The following is a 10,200-nucleotide window of genomic DNA, read 5'->3' as shown; positions in this document are numbered from 1 at the left end:
ATTTTAACCAACGTTTGGTTGTTAATCCGGAAACTGCCGGTAGATACCATTCTGATTGGCTCAGTATGATGTATCCTAGGTTGAAGTTGGCGAGAAATTTATTAACTGATGATGGAGTCATTTTTATTTCCATTGATGATAATGAGGCACATAATCTTAGAAAGATTTGCGATGAAATACTTGGTGAATCAAATTTCATTACTTCAATTATGTGGAAAAGAAAGAAAGAGATTTCGAGTGATTCAAAAAATGTAGCTAAGCAAGGAGAAAATATTGTAGTTTATGGTAAAAGTATTCTGACTGAATTTAAATTAGAACCGCTTTCAAAAGAATATGTAGAAAAAAGCTATAAAGTACCTAATGATGAGTTTCCATTAGGAAAATGGAGACCTGTACCTATTACAGTATCCAAAGGATTAAGCGGTGGTGGATATGAGTATGAGGTTACTACCCCTTCGGGTAATAAGCACAAAAGGCTCTTCGCATATCCACCAAAGAGCTATGAAAAATTACTCCAAGAGAAAAGGATTTATTTTGGAAAAAATGGTGAAGGTGTACCACAACGTGTTATTTATGATTTTGAAAGTAAAGGGCAACCTACAACTAATTATTGGGATAACACTTCTTCTAATAAACAAGGTAAAAAAGAAATTCTTGAATTATTTGACAGTAATGTTTTTGATACACCAAAACCATCCAATCTTATCTCAAGATTATCAGCTTTGGTTTTAAAGAGTGATGATACTATGCTTGATTTTTTTGCAGGATCTTCTGCATCAGCTCATGCAGTTGTGAAATTAAATTCCCAGGATAAAGGCAGAAGAAAATTCATTATGGTACAAATTCCCGAAGCCACAGATGAAAAAAGTGAAGCCTACAAATCAGGTTACAAAAACATCTGTGAAATAGGCAAAGAACGTATCAGAAGAGCAGCTAAAAAGATCAAAGATGAAACAGGGGTAGATTTAGATTATGGGTTTCGTGTCTATTGTCTGGACAGCAGCAATATGCAGGATGTGTATTATCGTCCTCAGGACTATCAGCAAAGCCAGTTGGATGCCTTTGCGGATAATGTAAAGCCTGACCGTACACCGGATGATTTGCTGGCCCAGATCATGTTGGATTGGGGATTACCGCTGAGTTTAAAAATCAATACCAGGGATATTGCTGGAAAGAAGGTTTATATGGTAGCTGAAAATTCTCTTTATGCCTGTTTTGATCAAGGCATCGATGAAGACTTTGCCAAAGAAATCGCCAAGGACGAACCGCTTAGGGTGGTATTCCGGGATAGCGGCTTTAAAAGCGATACCGCCAAGGTGAATGTCCGTCAGTTACTAAAGCAGTTAAGTCCAGAAACAGAAATGAAAGTGATCTGATATGAAGGATTATACAGCAGAAGAATTGTTTGAATTGTTGAACCAACAGGACGAATGCGATTGGATAGAAGCTAAGGGAGGGCATGAAAGTTCACATTCAGTCATGGAGACGGTGTGCGCTTTTGCGAATGAACCCTCATTAGGTGGTGGTTATATCTTATTGGGTGTAGCTGAAGATAAAGCTTCGCTTATTCCTCAATATAAAACGGTACATATTACTGACCCGGATAGTTTTCAGAAAGATTTTGTCAGCCAGTGTAGCTCAATGTTCAATATTCCTGTACGACCTAAAGTCTCGGTGGAAAGAGTTCATGGTGATACCATAATAAAAGTTCGTGTGGATGAGCTTTCTCTTAACCAAAAGCCTTTGTATTTCAAAGCTGATGGACTTCCCCAGGGAGCATACCGACGCATCGGCCCAACAGATCAAAGGTGCAATGAAGATGATTTGCGGGTCTTTTATGCTGACTATCAAGGTTATGATCAGACTCCGGTTAATGGTACTAGCCTTGAGGATATAGATGAAAATGCGCTTAAAAGGTATAGGACTCTTCGTGAAAAAGTAAATGCTGCTGCAGAAGAATTAAGCTACTCTGATGCTGAGCTGTTGGAAGCGCTAGGCTGTGTGAACAAACAGAACAGAAATGAACTTAACCTATCCGGATTAGTGCTTTTTGGAAGTTCTAAAGCTTTAAGAGCGCATATGCCTATGCTAAGGGTTGATTATATCAGGGTTCCAGGCAATGTTTGGGTACAGGATCCTGATGACAGGTTCACTACCATAGATATGAGAGGACCGCTTCTAACTTTGGTTTTTCGATTGATCGAAGCGATTAATAATGATCTTCCAAGAGGATTTTTATTATCAGATGGAGAGATGCAAGCTAAATCCGTTGGTCTTCCATCGAAAGCACTTCGTGAAGCCATCGTCAATGCTGTGATGCACAGATCCTACCGAGAGCATAGGCCTATTCAGGTGATCCGCTATGATAATCGCATAGAGATCATCAATCCAGGTTATTCACTTAAGGCTGAAGACAAATTGGGAGAACCAGGAAGTGAAACGAGAAACCCATTTATTGCAGCGGTATTTCATGAGACGAACTTAGCTGAGACCAAAGGGTCTGGGATTCGGGCCATGAGAAAATTAATGGCTTCTTCTCACTTGGCCCCTCCTACATTCGATTCTGATAGGAATAACAACCAATTTGTAACCCGCTTATTGCTCCATCATTTTCTTGATCAACAAGACGTAGATTGGTTGGCTCAGTTTGCGGGGTTACAGTTGAACGACAGTCAAAAGCAAGCTTTGATTTTTGTAAGGGAAGTTGGAGCCATAGATAATCATAAATATCGTCAGATGGCAGATTGTGACACTTTAAAAGCCAGTATCGAACTTAGATCATTAAAGAATCATGATCTGTTAGAGCCGAAGGGTAAAGGAAAAGGAACTTATTATATCGCCGGAAAAAAATTAAGTACTCCAACTCAGGATTTAAGTGCACCACCTCAAGAATTAAGTACCCCAGCTCAGGATTTAAGTACCCCACCTCAAGATTTAAGTACCCTAGCTCAGGATTTAAGTACACCACCTATTATTAGCAAAGAGCTGGAAAATCGAATCAAAGAGCTGAATCAAAGGGAACATGATCACAAAAAGGTTTGGGAAATTATAAAGGAGATATGTGCAGAAAGAGCGGTGAAAGCTTCCCATATCGCCAACATATTAGGTAAAGGTGAAAGATATATAAAGCGACAATACCTTAAAGAAATGATCAAATCTGGAGAACTAAAATACCTTCATCCCGAATTGATTAATCATCCTGAACAAGCATATATCAAGAAAGGAGAAGTAAAAAGATGAAACTCCAATTTAAAGAACAAGATTTTCAGATTCAGGCGGTAAAAGCCGTGGTGGATTGTTTTAATGGCCAACCCATAAAAACCAATCGTTTCACCTTAGAGCGCAGCAAAAACCTGATCAAAAAGGCAAAGCAAGCAGCCAGTGGAAGTATCCAAGCATCGGTATTCGAATCAGAGGTACTGGAAGAAATTGGCTATCGTAATAGTCCTATACAGTTATTGGAACCACAGGTATTGAAAAATGTCCAACAGGTGCAAAAACTTAACGACTTGAATGAGAGTCAAAAGATAGAAAGGCCTAATGGAACAAAGCTGGGCTATAACCTGACCATTGAAATGGAAACAGGGACGGGTAAGACCTATACCTATATCCGTACCATGTATGAATTGCATAAGCATTACGGTTGGAGCAAGTTTATCGTTATTGTCCCCAGTATTGCCATTCGTGAAGGTGTGTTTAAATCTTTTGAAGTTACCCAAGATCACTTTCAGGAATTGTATGGGCATAAGATCAATCCATTTATCTATAATTCAGGCCGTCCCCAGGATATAGAAAACTTTGCCTCGGACAGCAGGATCAGTGTGATGATTATCAACACCCAGGCTTTTTCTTCTGCTCAATACGACAAAAAGACAGGGGAATTAAAGGATAATGTGGGCAACCGTATCTATCGGGAATTGGATCAATTTGGGACAAGGAGGCCTATTGATATCATCGCGCAGACCAATCCTATTTTGATCATAGATGAACCGCAATCCGTTGGTAAACAAGGTTCTAAAACCTTGGACAGTATGCAAGGCTTTAATCCTTTATTTACCTTAAGGTATTCTGCTACTCACGCCAAAGGTGAAGAATACAATAAGATTTATCGATTAGATGCATTGGATGCCTATAACCAGCATTTGGTCAAGAAAATCCAGGTCAAAGGCATCAACCTGAAAGGCTCAACAGGTACTACAGGGTATTTGTACCTTGAGCATATCAGCTTGAGTACCACCAAGCCGCCTTTTGCCGTATTGGAATTTGAAAAGAGAGTTGGAGAAAGTATTAAAAAAGTGAGGCAAAAGCTGCCTGAAGGTGCCAACCTCTATGAACTGTCTGGAAATCTACCGGCCTATAAAAACCATACAATTTCCGAAATCAACGGGTACCTGAACAAGGTAGTCATTAATGGACAGGACATATTTCCCGGGGACATACTCAATGACAAGGACGAACATTCATTCCGTAGGGTGCAGATCAGGGAAACCATCATGTCTCACTTGCAAAAAGAAAAACAGCTGTTTGGGCAAGGGATAAAAGTACTCAGTCTCTTCTTTATAGACTCCGTTGATAAATACCGTATTTATGATGAATCAGGAGAGAAATTATTGGGAGAATATGCCCAGATTTTTGAGGAAGAATATAATAATGTCCGTAGTGAATTCTTAGATCTCTTTAAAGTTGATTATAATGACTATCTGGTGGAAACTGATCCAGGAAAGGTCCATAGAGCTTACCTGCCTACCGGACAGGTAGGTTTACCAACGACCTATTCCAGTTACCTATCCAGGGATGATGCCGGAAAAGTACATGATGGCTATTTTTCCATTGACAAAAAAGGTAAATCTATCGATCCTAAAATAAAACGGGGGAGCGAGGAATCAGATGATACTTCTGCCTATGACCTGATCATGAAGAATAAGGAGAAGCTAATGAGCTTTGAAGAGCCGGTTCGCTTTATCTTTTCCCACTCTGCCCTGAAAGAAGGTTGGGACAATCCCAATGTATTCCAAATCTGTGCCCTCAAAAATGCGGATAGTGGAAGCCAGACCAGAAGAAGGCAGGAAGTAGGCCGTGGTATGCGTCTGTGTGTGGACAAACGTGGAGTAAGGCAGGACTTTGATTTGGTGGGCGAACAAATCCATGAAATCAATAAACTGACCGTCATCGCATCAGAAAGCTATGAGGCATTTGCCAAAGGTCTTCAAACCGAAATAGCTGCTACACTCAGAGACCGTCCACAAAGAGCCGAAGTGGAGTATTTTGTGGGTAAAATCGTTAGCAATGAACAAGATGAAACACATCGTTTAACCGAGGAGGATGCAAAGAAACTGAATAAACTCCTGTACAAAAATGATGTCATTGACGAAGAGGATAAGATCACTCCTGAAGGAAGGGAATTGATTGAGGAAAACAAGATGCCTCTCCCCTATACCCTTGAACCTTATCGGGAGTCAATTGGGAAATTGCTCAAATCAGTATATACCGGGGAAGCCTTTAAGCCTGAAGACGAAAGACAAACCATTATTTTGGATACCAATGCCAATTTTGCGAAAAAGGAATTCCAGGAGTTATGGGATAAAATCAATCTGAAAACTGTGTACGAAGTCAACTTCGATACCGAAAAACTTATCCAGGACAGCAAAAACCGGATCAATGCCCAGCTCCATATTAGTGACCGTATATATGAAGTAAAAACCGGAGAGCTTCAGGAAGGAACAAAAGCAGAAATGGAGCAAGGCAGCTTAGTGAAAGAATCCAAAAGGGAATCCCTAAAGCTCAAAAATGACCTATATGCCAATACGGTTTATGATGTCATTGGAGAAATAGAAGCATTGACCCATTTGACCAGAAGAACCATTGTGGCGATCCTTAAAGCCATTCATGAGGAGAAATTTTTACTGATCCGTAAAAATCCGGAAGAGTTTATCGCCAGGTCCAGCAAGTTAATTAATGAGGTCAAGGCCAGCTTGATCATCAATAATATTGTTTATCATAAGGTCGATAACCGTCATGATGCCAAAACGGTCTTTACCAATGACAAGCATGCACTCCGCCAGTCGGACCTGTTGAAAAAACACATCTATGACTATTTGACCTCTGATTCCAAGATTGAGGCTGATTTTGCCAAAGCACTGGAAAACAGTACCGAGGTGGTGGTATATGCAAAGCTTCCCAAGAGTTTTTATGTCTCCACCCCTGTCGCCAAATACAGTCCTGATTGGGCCATTGTATTGGACAAGGACAAAGTACGACACATCTATTTTGTGGCAGAAACCAAAGGGTCTGATTCTGATATGGATTTACGGGAAATAGAGAAGTTAAAAATCCACTGTGCCGAAAAACACTTTGATACCATCGGAGGAGGAGTGGTTAAATTTTCGAAAGTAAGCAGCTATGAAAAGCTGATGGATATTGTGCAGATGAAATGATAATATAACCTGTTGTTTTTAGCCTTAAATCAAGAACTATGGAAAAACAAGATTTTGAATCAATAACGGAGAAATTAAGGCAACACCTTGATTCAGGTAGGCAAAACTGGCTATTTGGAGCAGGAATTAGTTACCTGTCTAATATTCCTCTTATGTACCCCCTAACTGATAGAGTTAAGAATATTATTAAAGATTCTTCTCATAAAAAGGATAATCAAATAATAAAACTCTTAACTGATGAACTAGAAGAAGACTCACATATTGAGCACTTTCTTAGTCATATAGGCGATTTGATTGCTTTAGCTGAAAGGTCAAAAAGCAAGTCAGCAACAATTTCCAAAAAGTCCTTATCAAAAGATGATTTATTACATGTTTACGGATCTATTATTTCGGCAATTGGGGACACTGTTCGTTACGGTTATTCAAATAATGGTGATAAAGAATTGATTGGAACAGCTCTAGAGCCTATTGTGGAAATTAAACATCACATTGAGTTTGTAAAAGCTATTTACGGTAATCGTTCGAATTTAACATCTCGATCTAAATTAAATTTCTTTTCTACTAATTACGACACACTTCTTGAGGATGCCCTTGGTTTAGAGAAATTTACAGTAATTGACGGTTTTTCAGGTGGAGCGATTGGATATTGGAATCCTCAATTTGAATTTCACAATTCGAATAGTCACCCTAACAAATGCTTATTGTATAAATTACATGGATCAATTGATTGGCAAAAGGATAAGGAAAAAGGGCTAATAAGGAATCGATACGGGACAAAATATTTATCAGATATGTCTGATATAATGATTTACCCTCAAGCCACAAAATATGTTGAAACTCAAAAAGACCCATTCTCATACCTTTTTGATGGATTTAGAAAAGCCCTTAATTCATCTAATGAAAACGTATTAATAACTTGCGGCTATAGTTTTGGGGATGAACATATTAATGCTGAAATAGAAGCTGCTCTATCATCCATAAGTAATAAAACAACAATAGTGGCATTCGCTCAAGAATCAAACAAAGATACCTGCGTAGTTAATGAAACTTTAGACAAGTGGTTGAGGAATGAATATTTTGGTGATAGAGTTTTTGTAGCAGGTCAAAAAGGAGTGTATTATAATTCTCTAGACCCTATACCTCCAAATGATAATAAGGATTTAAAGTGGTGGACTTTTTCTGGAATGACAAATTTTATATTAACAAATGAGCATGAATAAAGGAATTTTTATATCTCAGCAATCTTTAAAAATAGGCAAAATCATTGAAGTCAATGGCAATTCAATAAGGATTGAGCTAGATGATAGCATTACAGAGCTAACACGATCTGTATCTGGTCAGGTATATTCCGTTGGACAAATTGGAAGTATAATCAAAGTTCATTTTGGAAGGAAAATATTATTTGCATTCGTCAGAATGCTCCGCATGCAGTCTGATATTTACGCAGAGGAAGGGAAAACAACTATTCTACCAGGTGATGATAAGAGAATCTTAGAGGCAGATCTCTTTGGACAAGGTGTTTGGAGTGTAAAAAAGGAGACTCTTGATTTTATTAGAGGTATTGAAACTTACCCCCTGCCATTACAAGATGCATTTTTATGTCTAAATATCGAATTAGAAAAAATCTATCAGGCAGCAGAAGGATTAAAGGATGGTGGTAATAACCCTATGGTGCCTATTGGGAACTATGTTGGAGGAAATAATGCCATTTGTAAAGCGAATATTGATAAGTTATTTGGACACCATTGTGCCATTTTGGGATCAACGGGATCAGGAAAATCTGGAACTGTAGCATCCATTCTTCATTCTGTTTTGGATCATCAAGTAGGGAATAAAACAATATCTCCAAGAATTGTAATTATTGATCCACATGGCGAATATGCTAAAGCCTTTGGAGATAAAGCTATTGTGTACAAGGCTTACAATGAAGCATCTGCAAAGAACATTGAAACAGCGCAATTGAAATTACCCTATTGGCTGATGTCAAGTGATGAATTTAGATCATTAGTTATTGGGAAAACTGAATTTGAAGCTACCTCACAAACCAATATGGTATACCAAGCGGTTACATATGCTAGGTTACTAAACGCTGGGTTAGTGGAAAATGTGGGAGAAGATCCATTGGGAGGTGCAAATTCTGAAATACCCACTCCGGGAAAATATGAGGATGATATCTTGAATTTTGATAGAGATAAACCAATTCCATTTTCCCTAACAGAATTTATAAAACATGTTGATAAAGTACAGGGTAGAAAAGTAGGTAAATCTGATAATCTTACACCTAGCGATTCTAATAGACAGAAAATAGAATCCATTCTTAAGAAGTTAAAAGTTCTTCGTTCAAACCCTCAGTTATCATTTTTAATGGAGGAATATGGGGTGAATTCGCCAACACTGGGCGAAGTACTGCATCAATTTGTTGGCGATATAGAAAACAAGAATCTTAGAATTATCGACATTTCCGGATTACCAAATGAAGTCGCTGGCCCTTTAACCGCTTTGATTGCAAGGCTTTTATTTCAATACAAATTATGGCAAAAAAGAGAGGAAAGGGAGAAAGATCCGGTGTTGTTTATTTGTGAAGAAGCACATAGATATGTGCCTAATCACGGAGAGGCACAATATAAAGAGGCACAAGATGCTGTAAGACGAATTGCAAAGGAAGGGAGAAAGTATGGAGTAGGCCTTATGTTAGTTTCTCAAAGGCCATCTGACGTCGAAGCTACAGTGTTATCTCAATGTAATTCTTGGATAGTTCTTCGATTAACAAATTCAAACGACCAAGCTCACGTTTCAAAATTCCTTCCTGACAATCTTATTGGTTTAACGAAGATGCTGCCTTCACTAACAAGGCGGGAAGCAATATTTGTTGGGGAAGCAGCTGCTTTACCAAGTAGAATTAGGATTAATAAATTAACAAAAGAACAATTACCAGATTCCAATGATATTAGCTTCGTTGAGGGATGGACAAATGAGCCTACCAAAGAAGAAGAACTCAAAAAAGTGAGTGATAGGTGGAAGGGTGTTACTGAAGTTAGCGAAGAGGGATAAATCAGAGTTATTAAATGCATCTAATTGACAATATAAACCAGCGCCTAGGGGAAGAACTAAAAGAGAGCATTGGTAAAAGTGCTAAACTAAGCATAGCCGCCTCTTCTTTCTCCATATATGCTTTTGAGGCCTTAAAGAAGGAGCTGAAGCATATTGACGAACTTCGTTTTGTTTTTACCTCCCCTACTTTTATTGAGGAGAATTTTAAAAAAGAGGTTCCTAAATTTTTCATTCCCCACTTATACAAGGAAGCGGAGCTCTGTGGTGGTGATTTTGAACTTCGTTTAAAGAATCAATTGAATCAACGTGCCATCGCCAAGGAATGCTCCAAATGGGTAAAGGAAAAGGTGACTTTCAAATCCAATAAGCACCATCACCAAGCGCTGAATGGGATGATCCATGTGGATAATAATAATCAATCCGCATTTGCCTATTCCAATGTAAACAGCTTTACCACCTCTGATTTAGGTATTACCCCTAAAAAGGGTTTCCCCACACTCATCCAGAAATCTGATTATCCCAATAGTAATGCCTATTTGGAGTGGTTTAATCAAATCTGGGAGAATGAGGAAGATCTGCAGGAGGTTACCCAAAGCGTTCAGGATTATTTTGCTTCTGCTTATCAAGAGAATAGCCCAGAATTCATCTATTTTATCACGCTCTATAATATATTCAATGACTTTTTGGATGACTTATCCCTGGATAACCTCCCCAA

The 10,200-nt window shown here is 38.6% G+C and carries 5 protein-coding genes and 1 pseudogene; all 6 read left to right on the top strand.

Annotated elements, in window-relative coordinates; genetic code table 11:
* On the top strand, nt 1-1,376 hold a 1,376-nt coding region (locus ACYVAA_RS17410; RefSeq protein WP_460544131.1), incomplete at its 5' end, for a site-specific DNA-methyltransferase.
* A gap of 1 nt (nt 1,377) precedes the next feature.
* A complete protein-coding gene (locus tag ACYVAA_RS17405; RefSeq protein WP_460544129.1) occupies nt 1,378-3,240 on the top strand; it encodes an ATP-binding protein in 1,863 nt (620 codons plus the stop codon).
* The gene (locus ACYVAA_RS17400) at nt 3,237-6,434 is read left to right on the top strand and encodes a type III restriction-modification system endonuclease (RefSeq protein WP_460544127.1); all 3,198 of its coding nucleotides are present in this window, start codon (nt 3,237-3,239) and stop codon (nt 6,432-6,434) included. The genes ACYVAA_RS17405 and ACYVAA_RS17400 overlap by 4 nt, the downstream gene beginning before the upstream one ends.
* A 38-nt stretch (nt 6,435-6,472) precedes the next feature.
* Nucleotides 6,473-7,654 carry an SIR2 family protein gene (locus tag ACYVAA_RS17395; protein WP_460544125.1) on the top strand — a complete coding sequence of 394 codons (1,182 nt, stop codon included), beginning with the start codon at nt 6,473-6,475 and terminating at the stop codon, nt 7,652-7,654.
* Nucleotides 7,647-9,485, top strand: coding sequence for an ATP-binding protein (locus tag ACYVAA_RS17390; RefSeq protein ID WP_460544123.1), 1,839 nt, complete (start codon nt 7,647-7,649; stop codon nt 9,483-9,485). The genes ACYVAA_RS17395 and ACYVAA_RS17390 overlap by 8 nt, the downstream gene beginning before the upstream one ends.
* Before the next feature lie 14 nt (nt 9,486-9,499).
* A pseudogene (locus ACYVAA_RS17385) lies at nt 9,500-10,200 on the top strand (ATP-dependent helicase); the annotation flags it as partial.

It is taken from the genome of Echinicola sediminis (assembly GCF_054777495.1).
This window is presented reverse-complemented; position numbering and strand designations above follow the sequence as displayed.

Bases quoted from the DNA above. Each gene is read 5' to 3' on its own strand.
- ACYVAA_RS17405 (WP_460544129.1), top strand. From the start codon at position 1,378: ATGAAGGATTATACAGCAGAAGAATTGTTTGAATTGTTGAACCAACAG.
- ACYVAA_RS17395 (WP_460544125.1), top strand. From the start codon at position 6,473: ATGGAAAAACAAGATTTTGAATCAATAACGGAGAAATTAAGGCAACAC.
- ACYVAA_RS17400 (WP_460544127.1), top strand. From the start codon at position 3,237: ATGAAACTCCAATTTAAAGAACAAGATTTTCAGATTCAGGCGGTAAAA.
- ACYVAA_RS17390 (WP_460544123.1), top strand. From the start codon at position 7,647: ATGAATAAAGGAATTTTTATATCTCAGCAATCTTTAAAAATAGGCAAA.